17 protein-coding genes, 1 tRNA gene and 1 other RNA gene are annotated in these 17,556 nt (G+C 66.9%); 7 read left to right on the plus strand and 12 right to left on the minus strand.

Features of this window, described 5'->3' with window-relative positions; all coding sequences use genetic code 11:
• Positions 1–150: 150 nt before the first annotated feature.
• The 9 genes from NFE57_RS04280 to tkt form a co-directional block, all read right to left on the minus strand.
• Positions 151–963, minus strand: coding sequence for an inositol monophosphatase family protein (locus NFE57_RS04280; protein ID WP_252134336.1), 813 nt, complete (start codon positions 961–963; stop codon positions 151–153).
• Positions 964–967: 4 nt separating this feature from the next.
• Positions 968–1,354, minus strand: a complete 387-nt coding sequence (locus NFE57_RS04285; protein WP_252134337.1) for a hypothetical protein — start codon at positions 1,352–1,354, stop codon at positions 968–970.
• A 2-nt stretch (positions 1,355–1,356) separates the two neighbouring features.
• The gene (efp, locus tag NFE57_RS04290; protein ID WP_252134338.1) at positions 1,357–1,920 is read right to left on the minus strand and encodes an elongation factor P; all 564 of its coding nucleotides are present in this window, start codon (positions 1,918–1,920) and stop codon (positions 1,357–1,359) included.
• Between the two features lie 299 nt (positions 1,921–2,219).
• Positions 2,220–2,891 carry a thiamine phosphate synthase gene (thiE, locus tag NFE57_RS04295; protein WP_382279520.1) on the minus strand — a complete coding sequence of 224 codons (672 nt, stop codon included), beginning with the start codon at positions 2,889–2,891 and terminating at the stop codon, positions 2,220–2,222.
• On the minus strand, positions 2,888–3,553 hold the full coding sequence (locus tag NFE57_RS04300) for an O-methyltransferase (protein WP_252134340.1): 666 nt from the start codon (positions 3,551–3,553) through the stop codon (positions 2,888–2,890). Before NFE57_RS04300 ends, thiE begins: the two co-directional genes overlap by 4 nt.
• Before the next feature lie 81 nt (positions 3,554–3,634).
• Positions 3,635–4,543, minus strand: a complete 909-nt coding sequence (locus NFE57_RS04305; RefSeq protein WP_252134546.1) for a class I fructose-bisphosphate aldolase — start codon at positions 4,541–4,543, stop codon at positions 3,635–3,637.
• Positions 4,544–4,728: 185 nt separating this feature from the next.
• Positions 4,729–5,922: a phosphoglycerate kinase gene (locus tag NFE57_RS04310; protein WP_252134341.1), complete on the minus strand. Its 1,194-nt coding sequence runs from the start codon at positions 5,920–5,922 to the stop codon at positions 4,729–4,731.
• Between the two features lie 61 nt (positions 5,923–5,983).
• The gene (gene gap / locus NFE57_RS04315) at positions 5,984–6,994 is read right to left on the minus strand and encodes a type I glyceraldehyde-3-phosphate dehydrogenase (protein WP_252134342.1); all 1,011 of its coding nucleotides are present in this window, start codon (positions 6,992–6,994) and stop codon (positions 5,984–5,986) included.
• An 85-nt stretch (positions 6,995–7,079) separates the two neighbouring features.
• Positions 7,080–9,044, minus strand: coding sequence for a transketolase (gene tkt, locus NFE57_RS04320; protein ID WP_252134343.1), 1,965 nt, complete (start codon positions 9,042–9,044; stop codon positions 7,080–7,082).
• A gap of 164 nt (positions 9,045–9,208) precedes the next feature.
• On the opposite strand from tkt, the gene NFE57_RS04325 reads away from it, so the two are divergent.
• The 5 genes from NFE57_RS04325 to NFE57_RS04345 all read left to right on the plus strand — a co-directional run bounded on the left by NFE57_RS04325 (position 9,209) and on the right by NFE57_RS04345 (position 10,706).
• Entirely contained in the window at positions 9,209–9,391 is a 183-nt protein-coding gene (locus tag NFE57_RS04325; RefSeq protein ID WP_252134344.1) for a hypothetical protein, read from the plus strand.
• Positions 9,391–9,699, plus strand: a complete 309-nt coding sequence (locus tag NFE57_RS04330) for a cell division protein ZapA (RefSeq protein ID WP_252134345.1) — start codon at positions 9,391–9,393, stop codon at positions 9,697–9,699. Before NFE57_RS04325 ends, NFE57_RS04330 begins: the two co-directional genes overlap by 1 nt.
• A gap of 12 nt (positions 9,700–9,711) precedes the next feature.
• Positions 9,712–9,867: non-coding RNA, 6S RNA (gene ssrS, locus NFE57_RS04335), on the plus strand.
• An 81-nt stretch (positions 9,868–9,948) separates the two neighbouring features.
• Positions 9,949–10,500, plus strand: coding sequence for a 5-formyltetrahydrofolate cyclo-ligase (locus tag NFE57_RS04340; RefSeq protein WP_252134346.1), 552 nt, complete (start codon positions 9,949–9,951; stop codon positions 10,498–10,500).
• Entirely contained in the window at positions 10,497–10,706 is a 210-nt protein-coding gene (locus NFE57_RS04345; RefSeq protein WP_252134347.1) for a DUF2842 domain-containing protein, read from the plus strand. The genes NFE57_RS04340 and NFE57_RS04345 overlap by 4 nt, the downstream gene beginning before the upstream one ends.
• Here the strand turns inward: NFE57_RS04345 and NFE57_RS04350 are convergent.
• The 3 genes from NFE57_RS04350 to NFE57_RS04360 form a co-directional block, all read right to left on the minus strand.
• Positions 10,695–10,771, minus strand: a tRNA-Asp gene (locus NFE57_RS04350). The genes NFE57_RS04345 and NFE57_RS04350 overlap by 12 nt on opposite strands.
• A 53-nt stretch (positions 10,772–10,824) precedes the next feature.
• Positions 10,825–11,940, minus strand: a complete 1,116-nt coding sequence (locus tag NFE57_RS04355; RefSeq protein ID WP_252134547.1) for an AI-2E family transporter — start codon at positions 11,938–11,940, stop codon at positions 10,825–10,827.
• 219 nt (positions 11,941–12,159) lie between these two features.
• A complete protein-coding gene (locus tag NFE57_RS04360) occupies positions 12,160–13,902 on the minus strand; it encodes a class I adenylate-forming enzyme family protein (RefSeq protein WP_252134348.1) in 1,743 nt (580 codons plus the stop codon).
• Positions 13,903–14,087: 185 nt separating this feature from the next.
• On the opposite strand from NFE57_RS04360, the gene NFE57_RS04365 reads away from it, so the two are divergent.
• Together NFE57_RS04365 and NFE57_RS04370 are read left to right on the plus strand one after the other, a co-directional pair.
• The gene (locus NFE57_RS04365; RefSeq protein ID WP_252134349.1) at positions 14,088–16,115 is read left to right on the plus strand and encodes a 3-hydroxyacyl-CoA dehydrogenase NAD-binding domain-containing protein; all 2,028 of its coding nucleotides are present in this window, start codon (positions 14,088–14,090) and stop codon (positions 16,113–16,115) included.
• Positions 16,116–16,221: 106 nt separating this feature from the next.
• A complete protein-coding gene (locus NFE57_RS04370) occupies positions 16,222–17,532 on the plus strand; it encodes an amidase family protein (protein ID WP_286207652.1) in 1,311 nt (436 codons plus the stop codon).
• The last annotated feature ends 24 nt before the right edge of the window (positions 17,533–17,556 follow it).

Below are 17,556 nucleotides of genomic sequence, written 5' to 3' on the forward strand. Positions count from 1 at the left end.
CCCCTAACCCCGGACGGGTTAAGCACGGGTTAGTGGCGGTTTAGTCAGGCCGCCCCGGCCCGCTTCCCCACCCCACCTCCCAACGGCAGTATACTGAATGGGAGGTGGGGTGGGGAAGCGGGCCGGGGCGGCCGGAAAAACGTACCGCGATCAGCGGAGCGCGGCGCCGATCAGCTTGTGCAGCTTCGAATGCAGGACGTCGTTGGCAGCGAGGAATTCGTTGCGCGCAATCGCACGATCGCCGCCGCGGAAATCGGTCACGAAACCGCCGGCTTCCTTGACCAGCAACAGCCCCGCGGCAACATCCCACCGGCTGAGATGCGTTTCCCAATAGCCGTCGAACCGCCCCGCCGCGACCCAGGCGAGGTCGAGCGCCGCCGAGCCAAGCCGGCGAATCCCCGCCACTTCGGGCGCGACTGCACCGAAGATGCGGCTCCATTCGGCGAAATTGCCGTGGCCGAGGAACGGAATCCCCGTCGCGATCAGCGCATCGGAAAGATCGCGCCGCGCCGACACGCGCAGCCGCTGGTCCTGCACCCACGCGCCCCTGCCCTTTTCGGCCCAGAAGCTTTCGTCGGTGAGCGGCTGATAGACCATCGCCGCCATCGCTTCCCATCCGCCGCCCGGACGCGGCTCCTCGACCGCGATCGAGATCGCGAAATGGGGGATGCCGTGGAGAAAATTGGTGGTGCCGTCGAGCGGATCGACGACGAAGCGCGGCTTGGTGGGGTCGCCCTCGATCTCGCCGCGCTCCTCCATGATGAAACCCCAATCGGGGCGCGCGCGCGACAATTCCTCGAACAAGGTCTGCTCGGCGCGCTTATCCGCCATCGAGACGAAATCGGCCGGCCCCTTGCGGCTCACCTGGAGATGCTGGACTTCGTTGAAGTCACGCCGCAGCCGCGGCCCCGCCTTACGCGCGGCACGGTCCATGACGGTGATAAGCCCCGAATGCGATACCATCGCGTCAGCGCCCCGATGGCGCAGCGGGCGCCGCAGGCTTGGCGGGAGCGTCCGACGCCGCCGGCAACGGCGCACCGCAGATCTTGGCGAGCACCATCAACCGGATCGTCGGATTGCTGCCGTCGATGTCCTTATTCTCGTCGAGCGTCTTGGCGAGCCCGTCGCCGAGCTTGCCGAGCGGATTCTGGTAGAGACAGCCGAACAGACCGTTCTTGGTCTCCTGCGGCACCTCCTTGGAATTGAGCGCGCTGACGATCAGGCTCAACGTGTCGCTGGCTTCCTTGATCTGTTCCTGCGTCGGCGGCGCGGGTTCGGCAGCGGGCTTCTTCTGCGCGATCGCCGGCGTCGCCGCGACGAACGCGGCTGCCATCAGGAGGAGGACGGTGCGCATGATCAATCGGCCCGCTTCACATAGGTCTGTTCGTAGACGTCGACGATGATCCGGGTGCCCGCGCTGATATGCGGCGGCACCATCACGCGGACGCCGTTATCGAGCACCGCCGGCTTGTAGCTCGACGAGGCGGTCTGCCCCTTCACCACCGCGTCGGCCTCGACCACTTCGGCCTCGATCTGGTCGGGCAGCTGGACGCTGATCGGCTTTTCGTCGTGGAGTTCCATCACCACGTCCATCCCGTCCTGCAGGAACGCGGCGGCATTCCCCAGCAGGTCGGTGGGCAGCGTGATCTGCTCATAGGTGTCCTTGTCCATGAACGTCAGCATCTCGCCATCAGCGAACAGGAACTGGAAATCCTTGGTATCGAGCCGGACGCGTTCGACGGTTTCGGCCGAGCGGAAGCGGACGTTGGTCTTGCGGCCGTCGATGAGGTTCTTCATCTCGACCTGCATATAGGCCCCGCCCTTGCCGGGCTGGGTGTGCTGGATCTTGACCGCGCGCCAGATGCCGCCTTCATATTCGAGAATATTGCCGGGACGAATGTCCACGCCGCTGATCTTCATGGGCCTACCTGCTGGAAAGAGCGAAAGAGCGCCCCGTCGGACGCCCGAGAGCCGCGGCCTTTACCGGTCCGCGCCGTCGCGGGCAAGCGGCGGTTGGCGTGCGGCGCACACGGCCGGCCGCCACCGGCGCCGGATCGCATCGGTAACGCGCCGAACCGACGCCCCCGGCCCCTGCCCAAGTTGACAAAGTTGACGCGCCGCAGGGGGTAAGGTTGGAGCAAGCCTGTGGCATCCCCGGATCGGGCCTTGATCGGACACGCCGGCACCTTAATCGATCGACGCGTTGTAGGACAGCCCCGTCAGCCCGCCAGCAATGCGGCAAAGGCGCGCACCGCGGCCGCTTCGTCACCGTTCCAGACCGCGCCCGAGACCGCGAGGAAATCGGCGCCCGCCGCGACCAGCGGCGGGGCGTTATCGGGCGTGATCCCGCCGATCGCGACGCTGGGCAGCTCGAACATCGTCGCCCACCATGACAGGATCGCGGGATCGGCATGGTGCCGGACTTGCTTGGTCGTGGTCGGGTAGAAGCTGCCGAAGGCGACATAATCGGCCCCCGCCTCACCCGCTTCCATCGCGAGATGGCGACTGTCATGACAGGTGACACCGATCTGGATCGAAGGCCCCAGGATCGTGCGCGCCTCACGCGGATCGCCATCCTCCTGCCCCAGATGCACGCCGTCGGCACCCAGCCGCCTGGCCAGACTGATGCTGTCGTTGACGATGAACGCGACATCGCGCGCCGCACAGATCGCCTGCAGCGGCTCGGCAAGCTGCGCGGCCTGATGCTGATCCACCGCCTTGACGCGAAACTGGAACGCCGCGACCGGCCCGGCATCGAGCGCGCGCGCGAGACGATCGGCGAACCCGCCCGACACATCGGGCGGCGAGATCAGATAGAGCTGGCACGGTTCGCGCGTGTCATCGCGCTCGAAACGCTGCGCGAAATCCGCATCGAGAGGATCGTCGTTCACTTGACCACCGCCATGACAAAACCATCCCATTGCTTGTTGCCGACCGTCTGCACCGCGGTCGCCACCACGCGATCGTCGCGTTCGAGCGCATCGAACAGCGCCCGCGTGCCGCGCACCGTCGGGTCGTCGCTCGCCGCGTCGATCACCCTGCCATCGCGGATGACGTTATCGACAATGACGATCGTGCCGGGCCGCGACAGCCCGACCGCGCGATCGACATAGGCGGCATTGCGCTGCTTGTCGGCGTCGATGAACACGAGATCGAACGGCCCCTCGCCCCCTGCCACCATCGCGTCGAGCGTGTCGAGCGCCGGGGCGACGCGGATGTCGACGCGATCCGACAGCCCGGCGCGATCGATATTGGCGCGCGCCACCGCTGCATGATGCGGATCGATTTCGAGCGTGACGACGCGGCCGCCCTCGGCAAGCCCGCGCGCGAGTTCGATCGTCGAATAGCCGCCCAGCGTACCGACTTCGAGGATGCGCGTGGCGCGGCCTGCAAGCGCGAGCAGGTGCAGGAACCGGCCTTGCGCGGCCGACACGTCGATCGCGGGCAGCCCGCCCGCGTGATTAGCCGCGAGCGCCGCATCGAGCGCGGCATCTTCGCCGAGCAGCTTGCGCTCGATATAGTGATCGACGTCGCTCCAGCGTGGATCACTCATCGTGTCGTCTCCTTCCATATCACGCCAGCGGACGCCAGAACCTCTCGCCGGGGCGAGAGCCAGCGTCCGCCAGCATGACGATCATTCCTCGTTCTTGTAAATGCGCACCAGCTTGTCGAGCATCGCCAGCGCGTCGGCACGCGGGCGCTGGAAGGTGTTGCGGCCGATGATCGAGCCGTTGCCGCCGCCGTCGCGAATGTCGCGCGCGTCCTGATAGACCGCATCGGCACCCTTGGCCGCGCCGCCCGAGAAGACGACGATGCGACGGCCGTTGAAGCAGCTTTGCACCACGTGGCGCACGCGGGTCGCCTGGCTCGACCAGTCGGTGCCCTCATATACCTTTTGCGCATCCTTCTGCTCGATATGCGCGCTCGGCAGCTTGACCTTGATGATGTGCGCGCCAAGCAGCGCCGCCATGTGCGCGGCATAAGCACCGACATCGAGCGCCAGCTCGCCGTCCTTGCTCAGTTCGCCGCCGCGCGGATACGACCAGATCACGGTGGCGATGCCGACCGACTTGGCCTGGGCGGAAAGCTCGCGGATTTCCTCGGCGAGCTCGAAGAAATGCTCCGACCCCGGATAGACGGTGAAGCCGATCGCCGCGCAGCCGAGCCGCAGCGCATCGTCGACGCCGCCCGTTACGGCCTGGTCGCGCGCGGTTGCCCAGCTATTCGCCGAATTGACCTTCAGGATCGTCGGGATCTGTCCGGCAAAGGTGTCCGCGCCCGCCTCGATCATGCCCAGCGGCGCGGCGAAAGCCGACATCCCCGCGTCGATCGCGAGCTGGAAATGATAATGCGGGTCATAGGCGTCGGGATTGACCGAGAAGCTGCGCGCCGGGCCGTGCTCGAACCCCTGATCGACCGGCAGGATGATCAGCTTGCCGGTGCCGCCGAGCCTGCCTTGCATGAGGATGCGCGCGAGGTTCGCCTTCACGCCGGGATTGTCGCTTTCGTAGCGGTCCAGAATCGCCTTTACGGCAGAGGTCATCATGATCGGGCCTTCCCTTCCCCTAGTGATCGTTCCGGGCCTGATACGCAGGCCAGCCGGGGCACGGAAGCCCCTTGTCGTTATTCGGTGCGCACGGATGAGCGGCGCGGCGTGGTCACGCGCATCATTACCGGCTGGAACGATGGTACCTTACCGCGAAACGCGTTGGTACGAATGGGGGTGGGTCAGCGCGCGAGCGCGGCGACGCCGGGCAATTGCTTGCCTTCCATCCATTCGAGGAACGCGCCGCCTGCCGTCGAGACGAAGCTGAAATCGCCCGCCACGCCCGCCTGATTGAGCGCGGCGACGGTATCGCCGCCGCCGGCGACCGAAATGAGCTGGCCTTCGCGGGTCAGCGCCGCCGCGGTGCGCGCGAGCGCGACCGTCGCGGCATCGAACGGTGGGGTCTCGAACGCGCCGAGCGGGCCGTTCCACACCAGGGTGCGGCAATTCTTGAGCACGTCGCCCAGCGCCTCGATCGCGGCCGGGCCGATATCGAGGATCATCTCGTCGACGGCGACCTCGTGCACGTTGACCGTGCGCGTCGGCGGGTTGGCGCGGAATTCCTTCGCCACCACGACGTCATACGGCAGATGCACGATGCAGCCCGCGGCGTCGGCGGCGTCGAAGATCGCCTCGGCGGTGGCGGTGAGATCGTGCTCGCACAGGCTCTTGCCCACATTCACCCCGCGCGCGGCGAGGAAGGTGTTGGCCATGCCGCCACCGATGATGAGATGATCCACCTTGCCGACGAGGTGCGTGAGCACGTCGAGCTTGGTCGAAACCTTGGCGCCGCCGACCACCGCCGCGACCGGATGGTCGGGATTGCCGAGCGCCTTTTCGAGCGCGTCGAGTTCGGCCTCCATCGCGCGGCCGGCGAACGCGGGAAGCCGGTGCGCCAGTCCCTCGGTCGAAGCGTGCGCACGGTGCGCGGCCGAGAAGGCATCGTTGACGTAAAAATCGCCGAGGATCGCAAAGCGATCAATGACTTTGGGGCTGTTCTTTTCTTCGCCTTCAAAGAAGCGCGTATTTTCGAGCATGGCGATGTCGCCGGGCGCGAGCGCCGCGACCGCTTGCCCGGCGCCGTCCCAATCGATGAAATGCACCGGGCGGCCAAGCACCTGTGCATAAGGCTCGGCAATACGTGCCAGCGACAGTTCGGGATCGCGCACGCCCTTGGGACGACCGAAATGCGCCAGCACGAGGACGATCGCGCCCTTGTCGGCCAGCTCGGTGACGGTGGCGAGCGTCGCGCGCAGGCGGGTATCGTCGGTGACCACGCCCCCCGCCATCGGCACGTTCAGATCCTCGCGCACCAGCACGCGCTTGCCGCGCACATCGCCGATATCGTCCAGCGTCTTGAAGCTCTTGGCCGCCATTGTTTACCTTCGTTCTCGCGCCTCGGATGGCAAGGGCGCCCCGTTACGGGGCGCCCTGCGATCAGATCAGCTTCGCCATCGCGCCGGCGGTGTCGACCATCCGGTTCGAAAAGCCCCATTCGTTGTCGTACCACGACACGACGCGAACCAGCTTGCCGCCGATCACCGCGGTTTCGAGGCTGTCGACGGTCGACGAGGCGGGCGTGTGGACGATATCCACCGAGACCAGCGGCTCATCGGTATAATCGAGCACCCCGGCGAGCGGCCCGCTTTCCGACGCGGCCTTGAGCACGGCGTTGACCTCGTCGCGCGTCACCGCGCGGCTGGGCGTGAAGGTGAGGTCGATGATGCTGCCATCGGGCACGGGCACGCGGATCGCGGCGCCATCGAGCTTGCCCTCGAGTTCGGGCAGGACCAGCGAGACGGCGCGCGCGGCGCCGGTGGTGGTCGGGATCATCGACACCGCCGCGGCACGCGCGCGCCGCAGATCGGGATGGACCTGATCGAGGATCTTCTGATCGTTGGTGTAGGCGTGAACGGTGAGCATCAGCCCGTGCTCGATCCCGAACGCGTCGTTGAGCACCTTGGCGACCGGCGCGAGGCAGTTGGTCGTGCACGAGGCGTTCGAGACGATCGTCTGATCGGCGGTCAGCTTATCGTGGTTGACGCCGTAGACGACGGTCAGATCGACGCCCTTGGCCGGTGCCGAGATCAGCACCTTCTTGGCGCCCGCATCGATATGCTTCTGTGCGCTGGCGCGATCGGTGAAGAAGCCGGTGCATTCGAGCACCAGATCGACGCCGAGTTCCTTGTGCGGCAGATTGGCGGGATCACGCTCGGCGGTGACGCGGATGCGCTTGCCGTCGATCACCAGATCGTTGCCGTCGGCCGAGACCGACCCCGGATATTTGCCGTGGACCGAATCGCGCGAGAACAGCCAGGCGTTGGACTTGGCATCGGCGAGATCGTTGATCGCGACCAGTTCCATCCCCGTATCGCCGCGCTCGAGCATCGCGCGCGCCACCAGCCGCCCGATCCGTCCGAAGCCGTTGATCGCTACCTTCACGCTCATCTGTCATTCTCCAACTTGCAGTCAGCCGCCTCTCGCGAGGCGAAAATGAGATCGGGCCGTTTTGGGGGTCCGTCTGCTAGGTAGGTCAGTGCTGCACGCGCGCAATGACCTTGGGGGCGATCTTCTCCGCCGTGAGGCCGAAATAATCGTAGAGTTGATCCGCCGGGGCCGAGGCGCCGAAGCGATCGATGCCGAAACGCAGGCCGTCGAGCCCGGTATAGCGTTCCCAGCCGAAGGTCGTGCCCGCCTCGATCGAGACGCGCAGCACGCCATCAGGCAACAGATCCGCGCGGTAATCGGCGGGCTGCGCATCGAAGCGCGAGGTGCAGGGCATCGACACCACGTCGGCACCGATCCCCTCGGCCTCAAGCCGTTCGGCGACGCCGCACGCAATCTCGACCTCGGAGCCGGTGGCGATCAGGACCACGCGCCGCGCGGCCTTGGCGCTGCGTAGGCGATAGGCGCCGCGCGCGCTGAGCATCTCGCCGCCGTCGCGCAATTGCGGCAGGTTCTGCCGGGTGAGCGCGAGCAGCGACGGGCCGTCGGCGCGTTCGAGCGCGAGCTGCCAGCATTCGGCGGTCTCGATGATGTCGCACGGGCGATAGACATGGAGGCCGGGCATCGCGCGCAGGCTTTGCAGATGCTCGATCGGCTGGTGGGTCGGCCCATCCTCGCCGAGCCCGATCGAATCGTGCGTCATCACATAGACGACGCGCGCGCGTTGCAGCGCCGACAGCCGGATCGCGGGGCGCGCATAATCCGAAAACACCATGAAGGTGCCGCCGAACGGGATCACGCCGCCGTGCAGTGCCATGCCGTTCATCGCCGCCGCCATGCCGAATTCGCGAATGCCGTAATAAAGGTAACGGCCCGCATAATCGGCCGCCGTCAGCGGCGTGGTCGCGGGGGTCTTGGTGTTGTTCGAGCCGGTGAGATCGGCCGAGCCGCCGATCATCTCGGGGATCGCCGCGGTCAGCGCGTCGAGCGCGAGTTCGGAGGCGCGGCGCGTCGCGACCTTTTGCGGGTTGGCGAGCCAGCCGGCGATCGATGTCGCGGTCGCATCGTTGGCGGGCAGATGCCCGGCGATGCGGCGCTCGAATTCGACGCGATCGTCGTGCGTGACGAGGCGCCCCTGCCACGCCGAGCGCAGCGCGCCGCCGCGGGCACCAGCCGTGCGCCATGCCGAGAGGATCGGCGCGGGCACGTCAAACGGCGGCGCCGTCCAGCCGAGCGTCTCGCGCGCCGCGGCGATCTCGTCCGGCCCAAGCGGCGAGCCGTGGGTCTTCGCCGTCCCCTGCTTGTTGGGCGCGCCCTTGCCGATGATCGTGTGGCACTGGACGAGCGACGGCCGATCGTCGGCGAGCGCCGCATCGAGCGCGCGTGCGATATCCGCCGGATCGTGGCCGTCGCACGCGACGACATGCCAGCCCGACGCCCGGTAACGCGCGGGGATATCCTCGCTGGTCGACAGCGAGGTGGCGCCGTCGATCGTGATCTTGTTGTCATCCCACAGCACGTTGAGCCGGCCGAGCTTGAGATGCCCGGCGAGCCCGATCGCCTCGTGGTTGATGCCTTCCATCAGGCAACCGTCGCCCGCGATCACCCAGGTGCGATGATCGACGAGGCTGTCATCGAACACGGCGTTCAGGTGGCGCTCGGCCAGCGCCATGCCCACCGCCATCGCCAGCCCCTGCCCCAGCGGACCGGTGGTGCATTCGACACCCGGCATCTCGAAATTTTCAGGATGCCCCGCGCACGGGCTTCCGAGCTTCCGAAAATTGCGGATGTCGTCGATCGTCGGCTTCGCATAGCCGGTGAGATAGAGCAGCGAATAGATCAGCATCGAGCCATGGCCGGCCGACAGCACGAAGCGATCGCGATCGGGCCAGGCCGGATCAGCGGGATCGAATTTCAGATAATCGGTGAACAGCACGGTCGCGACATCGGCCATGCCCATCGGCATTCCCGGATGGCCCGAATTCGCGGCCTCCACCGCGTCCATCGACAGGGCGCGGATCGCGTTTGCGAGATCGGGCGAAGAAACGGCCATTCGGGAAGTCCTTTTGGGGCTTGGCCGCGCGCGCCCCAGCCGGGAATCGCGCACAACCGACGAGTCGACGAATGACCGGGTCTTTGCGGTGACGTGATGCCGCCGTCAACCGGTGGGCCGGGAATCCTTCTTGTCGTGGCGCCTAGCCGTGCTATCCCCGACGCATGGCCGACCCGATTGCCGCCACCGCCCGCATCGACCGCGCGATCGCGCGGATCGAGCGCGCCGTGGCGACCCACCAGCAGCGACATGATGCGATCGCCAAACGTCACGCAACGCTGCGCGCGCAGATCGCCGACGCGGTCGAGGCGCTCGACGACGTCATCGCCCGCGAGGAGCGAGACTGATGGCCGACGTTACCCTCACGATCGGCGATCGCGCGCACATCGTCGGCTGTCGCGATGGCGAAGAGGCACAGGTGCGCCATCTCGGCACGTTGATCGAGGAACGCTGGGACGCCGCGCTGCGCGCCTCGGGCAATATGGGCAACGAACGCGCGATGCTGTTCGTCGCGCTGATGCTCGCCGACGCACTCACCGAAGCGCGCCGCCAGCCCCCGGCCGCGACAGGCGTCGACAGCGCGCAGCTCGACCGGATCGCGGACAAGCTCGAAGCGCTTGCCACAGCCCTTGAGGATGCGGCCCCGAACGCCTAGATTGCAAGGCGGTGGGAACTGCCCGATACGAGCTGTTCGATTATCCCTGAGGCTATTCATCATCCATGGGAGCTGTCCCTGCCCGGGCCCTGGCCCGACGTACATGGCGCCCACCTGACGTTTTGGGCGTCAGTGGATTCTCAAGCAAACGGTCCCGGCGGTCCCACCACCTTGCCGCAGCGAAACACCGCTCCTTTTTCGCGCCGTGCCGGATGGGTTCACGGCAATTGACCGCGCCAGGAGCCGGCCTTGACTGACAAACGCCTCCTCCGGGCAGAGTTGCGCGCCGCGCGCGACGCGTTCGTCGCCGAACACAGCGGCGCGATCGCGCCGCCCGCCCCCTATCTCGCCTTGCTGCGGCCGGGGCTGACGATCGCTTCCTATGTGCCGATCGGCAGCGAGGCCGACCCCGCTTTGCTGGTGGCGGCCGCGATCGATTCGGGGTGCGCGCTCGCGCTCCCGCATGTCGTCAGCCGTGAACAACCGCTGCGCTTCCTCGAATGGCACCCCACCCACCCGCTCGACGACGGGCCGTTCGGCCTGCGCCAGCCGCAAGCGATGCGGCGCGAGACCGTTCCCGACATCATCCTGACGCCGTTGGTGGGATTCGATGCGATTCTCAATCGGCTCGGCCAGGGCGCGGGGCATTACGATCGGGCGTTCGCCGCGCACCCCGAGGCGCAGCGCATCGGCGTGGCATGGTCGGTCCAGCACGTCGCGGCGCTAACGCCCGACCCCTGGGATGTGCCACTGCACGCCATCATCACCGAATCCGGCTGGATCGAAAGGGACAATGAATGACACCAAGCTGGCGCAAGCCCACAGGAATGCTCGCGATTATCGCATTGATCGTGGTGTGGGCGGGGCTTGTCGCCAGCCTGTCGGGCGTGGTCGGGCGCTGGCACTGGCTGGGCCAGCTCGGCTTTTACGCGGTGACGGGGATCATCTGGATCATGCCGCTGAAGCCACTCCTCCGGTGGATGGAAACCGGGAAATGGCGCGAGTGACGGGACTCGAACCCGCGACCTCCGGCGTGACAGGCCGGCGCTCTAACCAACTGAGCTACACCCGCGTACTAAGCGTGAGGCGGGCCAACTAGGGGAGCTACCCACCCCTGTCAACAGGTCACACCTCCTCTTCGGTGGTGGTTTCATCATTTCGTTGCCGATACGTCGTCAGCGTGCCGTGTTCGAACAGGAATCCGGCGATGTCGGGCTTGCCCGCCGCGCCGATCACGGTCTGCATGATGATGAGCAGCGGGACCGCGAGCAGCGCGCCCGGCGTGCCCCAGATCCACCCCCAGAAGCTGAGCGAGACGAGAATCATCAGCGGGCTGATCGTGAGCCGGTGCCCGACGACCAGCGGCGTCACCACATTCGCTTCGACAAGGTGACACCCGATCATGATCGCGGCCGGCACCATCGCCATCCAGATATCGGTAAAGGTCATCAGCCCGCCCAGCGCCATCAGCAGCGCGGCGACGATCGGGCCGAAATAGGGGATGTAGTTGAGCAGCGCGACGACCCCGCCCCACATCAGCGGATAGGGCATCCCGATCATCCACAGCCAGAAGGCGACGAACAGCCCGAGCGACATGTTGATGACGGTGATCGTGCCGAGATAGGCCGACACATCGTCGACCACCGCCTGGATGACGCGGGCGGTGGCCATCGCGCCGCCGAAGCTCGAGCGGTTGGTGATCGCGCGCGCGCGCGTTCTGGTCCAGCCGGCGAGGAAGAAATAGACCACGAGGATGCCGAAGAAGAGCTGGATGATGACCACCGGCGCCGAGGTCGCGGCGAGTTCGATCAGCGAATTGGGCGGCGCGACCGCGGCTTGCTCGGCGCGGCCGATCGGCCCCGAGGCGAATTTCTCGATCGTCGCATCGACGTAATGCGTGAGGCTCGCGTAGAAATCGAGCAGCGGCGCGACATTGCTCTGGATGCGATCGATTCGTTCGGGCAGCAGCCGGAAGAATTCGGTCGCGGGCACCACGATCGCCGCCAGCGCGATATTCGCGGCGATCAGGAACAGCAGCACGCACACAAGCGCCGCGATCGGCGCGGGAATGCGGTGGCGTTCCTGCCATTCGAGCACCGGCACCAGCGCGACCGCGATCACCAGCGCGGCGGTGACAGGCAGGAAGAATTCAGCGCCGGCCTTGAGCGCGAACGGAGTCGCGATCGCCACCCCCGTCCCGACCAGCAACGTCAGCGCGGCAAGCAGCCGATCGCGCCGCATCGGTTCCCGCAGCCAGCCGTCGTCGCCGGTGCGCGTCGCCTCGTCCCTGGTCGCCAAACGCTTGTCCACACTTTGCCTTTCCCAGACCTTTGCCCGCACCAGCGCCCGTGCCCGGACACCGAGCTTGCGAGTCGATCCTAGCGGGATTTGGCGCACCGCGTCATCCCGCGCAACGCGGACGATCGCGACGGGCCGCGCCGGCAATGCGGCGCCCGGAAATCAGGAGGCCGCTTCGACGGCGAACAAGGTTTTGAGATCGCGCTTGAGGATTTTGCCGTTGGCGTTGCGCGGCAGCGTTTCAGCGACGAAGCGGATCGCCACCGGCACCTTGAACGCGGCAAGGTGGCGCCCGACCCATTGTTGCAATTCGGCCTCGCTCGCGCTGCTGCCCGGCGCAAGATGGACGACCGCCACGGGCTCCTCGCCCAGCGTGCGATGGGGGATACCGATCAGCGCGCAATCGGTGACCGCGGGGTGCGCGTAGAGGACATTCTCGACCTCGCTCGAATAGATATTCTCGCCGCCGCGGATGACGATGTCCTTGGCGCGATCGACGATGAAGCAGAACCCCTCGTCATCGAGCCGCGCGATATCGCCGGTGCGGACCCAGCCGTCGACGAAGGTCGCGGCGGTGGCGGCGGGGTTGTTCCAATAGCCGTTCACGATCATCGGGCCCCTCGCCCATAATTCGCCGACCTCGCCCAGCGGGAGCTCGTGCGTACCATCTTCCGACATGATCTTGAGATCGGCGGTGGCGACGGCGGGGCCGCAGCTTTCGGGCCGGTTGAGATAATCCTCGCCCGAATGCGTGGTGACGGTCGCCATCGTCTCGGTCATCCCCCAGCCGCTACCGGGCAGCGCGCCGAATTCGGCATGGATGCGCCGCACCAGTTCGGGCGCGGCGGGCGCGCCGCCGTAAGCGATCGATTCGAGGCTCGACAGATCGAAACGGTCGCGCTCGGGATGTTCGAGCAATTGCCACGCGATCGTCGGCACCCCGCCGGTCATCGCCACCTTCTCGCGCTCGATGATCGCCATCGCCGCGACCGGTTCCCATTTGCGCATGAACACCAAAGTGCTGCCGGTGGCGATCACGCCCATCATCACCGCGCTCGACGCGGTGACGTGGAACAGCGGGATGACGAGCAGGATCGAGCGCGGGGTCGGCTCGGGCGGGGTTTCGCCGCGCCTGAGGCACGCGCGCGCCGCCGCGAAACCGCCCGACAGGATGTTGGTCGCCATGTTGCGGTGCGTGCCGAGCGCGCCCTTGGGGGCGCCCGTGGTGCCGCTGGTATAGAAAATCCCCGCCGCATCGTCGGGCGCGATCTCGGCTGGGGGCAGAGGCGAATCGGGGAGCGTCGTATAATCCCTAGGCGTACCGATCACGGCCTCAAGCGCGGTCGCTCCGCCGAGCGGGTCCGCCGCGCGCGTGACGATCACATGGTGCAGGTCGGGCAGGTCGGCATAGTGATCGGCAAGGCATTGGTGGCGCCGTTCGTCGGCGATCAGCACCGCCGCCCCCGAATCGGCCAGCCCATAGGCAAGCTCGGCCCCGGTCCACCACGCATTGAGCGGCACCACGATCGCGCCGAGCGTCACCACCGCGAAGAACGCCACCGGCCATTCGGGCAGGTTGCGCATCGCCAGCGCGACGCGATCGCCCTTGCCCACCCCCAGCGCGGCGAGATGCGTCGCCAGCGCGGCAATCGCGCGGAAATTGGCCTCGTAACTGACGCGTTCGTTGTCGTAGACGGTGAAGGGCAAGTCGCCATAGGCACGCGCCGCCTCGATCAGCGCGCGCAGATGCGCCGGCGAATGCTTCCAGACCCGCGTCGGCACGCCCCGGATCGTCACCGTTTCCATCTCGAACTTCTGGCCCGGCGCGGTGAGCAGCGCTTCCGCCTCGGCGATCGACATGGCCGGCCAGGCTGGATCGAGCGCGACGACAGGCTGGCTGCTCATAGGGCACCTCTCCATCATATTCAGAATGTCGGGTTTGGATATTTATCCGACGCTTATGACGTTAGTGTTGATTCATACGCCGCTCAAGGCAATAGGAGAATCAGCATTTGAACACAGGGTATGCCATACCCCGAGACAGACGCGGGCGCTCACGCCCCGCTGTCGCCACAGGAGAGACCGGAATCATGACGAGCCCCATCACCCTCCACCGCCACGACGACGTGCTCGTCATCGTGTCGGACAACCCGCCGGTGAACGCGCTCGGCGCCGCGGTACGGCAGGGGCTTGAAGCCGCGGTGAAGGAGGGCATCGCCGATGCGAGCATCGCCGCGATGGTGATCCGCTGCGACGGGCGGACCTTCTTCGCGGGCGCCGACATCACCGAATTCGGCAAGCCGATGGTCGAGCCCGCGCTGCCCACGCTGGTCGACATGATCGAGGCCGCCGACAAGCCCGTGATCGCGGCGATCCACGGCACCGCGCTGGGCGGCGGGTGCGAGGTCGCGCTGGGCTGCCATTACCGGATCGCCGTGCCGTCGGCGAAGCTCGGCACCCCCGAGGTCAAGCTCGGCCTGCTTCCCGGTGCGGGCGGCACGCAGCGCATCCCCCGCGTCGCCGGCGTGGCGCTCGCGCTGGAGATGACCGCCAAGGGCGATCCGATCGCGGCGAAAAGGGCACTCGACGCGGGGCTGATCGATCGGCTCGCGGGCGAGGCCAGCCTCGAGGCCGACGCGCTTCGCTTCGCCAGGGAAATGATCGGCAAGCCGCTGCCGCGCGCGAGCCAGAAAACCGTCACGCCCGACCCCGAGGCGGTCGCGGCGTTCACCAAGGCCAACGCGCGCCGCTTCCGCGGCTTCGACGCGCCCGCCGCCAACATCGCCTGCGTCGTCAAGGCGACCGAAGTGCCGTTCGAGGAGGGTATCCAGTTCGAGCGGCAGGAATTCATGAAGCTGATGATGGGCGTCCAATCCGCCGCGCAGCGCCACATCTTCTTCGCGGAACGCAAGGCCGCCAAGATCGACGGCATCGCCGACGACATCGCGCTGCGCGCGATCAAACGCGTCGGCGTGATCGGCGCGGGCACGATGGGCGGCGGCATTTCGATGAACTTCCTGTCGGCGGGAATCCCGGTGACGATCGTCGAGATGCAGCAGGAAGCGCTCGATCGCGGTACCGATACGATGCGCAGGAATTACGAAGCCACCGCCGCCAAGGGCCGGATGACCGCCGCACAGGTCGAGGCGGCAATGGGCGCGCTCACCCCGACGCTCACGCTCGAAGACCTCGCCGATTGCGACCTCATCATCGAGGCGGTGTACGAGGAAATGGGCGTCAAGAAGGACATTTTCGGCAAGCTGGACGCGATCGCCAAACCCGGCGCGATTCTCGCCTCGAACACCTCCTATCTCGACATCAACGAGATCGCCGCCGTCACCAGGCGGCCGCAGGACGTGCTGGGGATGCACTTTTTCTCGCCCGCCAATGTGATGAAGCTGCTCGAGGTCGTGCGCGGCGACAAGACGGCGGACGATGTGCTCGCGACGGTGATGGCGCTGGCCAAGAAGATCAGGAAGGTCGCGGTGGTCGCGGGCGTGTGCCACGGCTTCATCGGCAACCGGATGCTGATGCCGCGCCAGGTCGAGGCGATGAAGCTGCTGATGGAAGGCGCGACGCCCGAACAGATCGACAAGGTGCATGTCGAGTTCGGGATGCCGATGGGGCCGTTCCAGATGAGCGACCTCGCGGGCGTCGATATCGGCTGGCACCGCGACCCGACGCGGATCGAAAGCATCCGCGACGCCCTCGCCGCCGAGAAGCGCTGGGGCCAGAAGACCAAGGCGGGGTTCTACGATTATGACGACAAGAGGAACCCCTCCCCCAGCCCCCGCGTCGCCGAGATCATCGAGGATTTCCGGAAGAAAACCGGGGCCAAGCAGCATGAGGTGACGACGGAGGAGATCGTCGAGCGCACGCTGTATACGATGGTCAACGAGGGCGCGCTGATCCTCGCAGAAGGCAAGGCGCAGCGTGCGAGCGACATCGATGTGGTGTGGATCTACGGCTATGGCTGGCCGGTCTATCGCGGCGGGCCGATGTTCTGGGCCGATACCGAGGGCCTGAAGACAATCGTCGCCGGGCTGGAGAAGCACGGGTTCGATGTGGCGCCGCTGTTGCGCGAAAAGGCCGACAAGGGCGGGCGGTTCACGTCATGAGCGCGCCCTCCTCGTCATGCCGGACGTGTTCCGGCATCCAAGACGCACCGGCGGCAGCTTGTGCGGCGCGTTGGACCCCGGAACAAGTCCGGGGTGACGGAGGGGGTTGGTGAGGCGCACCGCTCTCCAGACCGCCGCCGCGATTCGGGCTGGCCAAAGTTCGGCGCTCGCCGAGACCGAGGCGGCGATCGCGCGGATCGAGGCGGGCGACGGTGAGATCAACGCGGTCGTGGTACGCGATTTCGATCGCGCGCGGGCCGCCGCCAAGGCGCTCGACGATCGCGGGCCCGATGACCGCCCGCTGTTCGGCGTACCGATGACGGTCAAGGAGAGTTTCGACATCGCCGGGCTGCCGTCGAGTTGGGGCTTTGCCGAGCACGCCGACCATATCGCCAGCGCCGACGCGGTCACCGTCCAGCGGCTCAAGGCGGCGGGGGCGGTGATCCTCGGCAAGACCAACGTTCCGGTCGGGCTCGCCGATTTGCAATCGAACAACCCCAATTACGGGCGCACGCGCAACCCGCATCATCTTAAGCGTGTCTGCGGTGGCTCATCGGGCGGCGCGGCGGCAGCGCTCGCGGCGGGGTATGTGCCGATCGAACTGGGTTCGGACATTGGCGGCTCGATCCGCGTGCCGGCGGCGTTCTGCGGCGTGTGGGGGCACAAATCGAGCTTCACCGCGATCGCCCCCGAGGGCCATTATTTCCCCCGCACAGACAATGCGCGTATCGCGATGTCGGTGATCGGCCCGCTGGCCGCCGATCCCGACGATCTCGCCGCCGAACTCGCCGTACTCACCGATATCCCGCTGCCCCGGCCCGCGCCGCGCAAACATGGCGACTGGCGCATCCTGCTGCTGCCCGAACATCCCGTCGCCAAGGCACAGGCCGCGATCAAACAGGCGATCCACGGCGTCGGCGATGCGTTCGAGAAAGCCGGGGCGCGGGTCGATCGCGCGAGCGACCTGCTGCCCGATCTCGCCGAGCAATATGGGGATTACATGCACATGCTCAATATCGCGATGACGCGCGGTGCCAAGCAGGAAAGCCGCCCGCTGCCGACGCTGGCCGACTGGTTCGGGTTGCTCGACGATCAGGCGCGCAACGTGCGGGTGTGGCAGCGGCTGTTCGCCGATTATGACGCGGTGATCGCTCCCGCCTGGGGCACCACCGCCTTTCCGCACGACGACACGCCGATCACCGAGCGCCGGCTCGACATGGATGGTGAGGATACCCAGTTCGGGCTCCAGCTCGCCTGGCCCGGCCTCGCCACCTTCCCGATGCTGCCCGCCACCAGCGTGCCCGTAGGCACGGATGCCGAGGGGTTACCGATCGGCGTGCAGGTGATTGCCGACACCAACCGCGATTTCACCGCGATCGCTGTCGCCAAGGCCGCGCATGACCTGGTGATGCGATGACCCTTTCTTTCGTCACCCCAGCGA

This window comes from Hephaestia sp. MAHUQ-44 (assembly GCF_023806085.1).
GTDB lineage: Bacteria > Pseudomonadota > Alphaproteobacteria > Sphingomonadales > Sphingomonadaceae > Sphingomonas.

Excerpts from the sequence above, each read along its gene's own strand:
- NFE57_RS04280 (WP_252134336.1), bottom strand. The coding sequence starts at position 963 with ATGGTATCGCATTCGGGGCTTATCACCGTCATGGACCGTGCCGCGCGT.
- NFE57_RS04285 (WP_252134337.1), bottom strand. The coding sequence starts at position 1,354 with ATGCGCACCGTCCTCCTCCTGATGGCAGCCGCGTTCGTCGCGGCGACG.
- efp (WP_252134338.1), bottom strand. The coding sequence starts at position 1,920 with ATGAAGATCAGCGGCGTGGACATTCGTCCCGGCAATATTCTCGAATAT.
- NFE57_RS04300 (WP_252134340.1), bottom strand. The coding sequence starts at position 3,553 with ATGAGTGATCCACGCTGGAGCGACGTCGATCACTATATCGAGCGCAAG.
- NFE57_RS04305 (WP_252134546.1), bottom strand. The coding sequence starts at position 4,543 with ATGACCTCTGCCGTAAAGGCGATTCTGGACCGCTACGAAAGCGACAAT.
- NFE57_RS04310 (WP_252134341.1), bottom strand. The coding sequence starts at position 5,922 with ATGGCGGCCAAGAGCTTCAAGACGCTGGACGATATCGGCGATGTGCGC.
- gap (WP_252134342.1), bottom strand. The coding sequence starts at position 6,994 with ATGAGCGTGAAGGTAGCGATCAACGGCTTCGGACGGATCGGGCGGCTG.
- tkt (WP_252134343.1), bottom strand. The coding sequence starts at position 9,044 with ATGGCCGTTTCTTCGCCCGATCTCGCAAACGCGATCCGCGCCCTGTCG.
- NFE57_RS04325 (WP_252134344.1), top strand. The coding sequence starts at position 9,209 with ATGGCCGACCCGATTGCCGCCACCGCCCGCATCGACCGCGCGATCGCG.
- NFE57_RS04330 (WP_252134345.1), top strand. The coding sequence starts at position 9,391 with ATGGCCGACGTTACCCTCACGATCGGCGATCGCGCGCACATCGTCGGC.
- NFE57_RS04345 (WP_252134347.1), top strand. The coding sequence starts at position 10,497 with ATGACACCAAGCTGGCGCAAGCCCACAGGAATGCTCGCGATTATCGCA.
- NFE57_RS04355 (WP_252134547.1), bottom strand. The coding sequence starts at position 11,940 with ATGCGGCGCGATCGGCTGCTTGCCGCGCTGACGTTGCTGGTCGGGACG.
- NFE57_RS04360 (WP_252134348.1), bottom strand. The coding sequence starts at position 13,902 with ATGAGCAGCCAGCCTGTCGTCGCGCTCGATCCAGCCTGGCCGGCCATG.
- NFE57_RS04365 (WP_252134349.1), top strand. The coding sequence starts at position 14,088 with ATGACGAGCCCCATCACCCTCCACCGCCACGACGACGTGCTCGTCATC.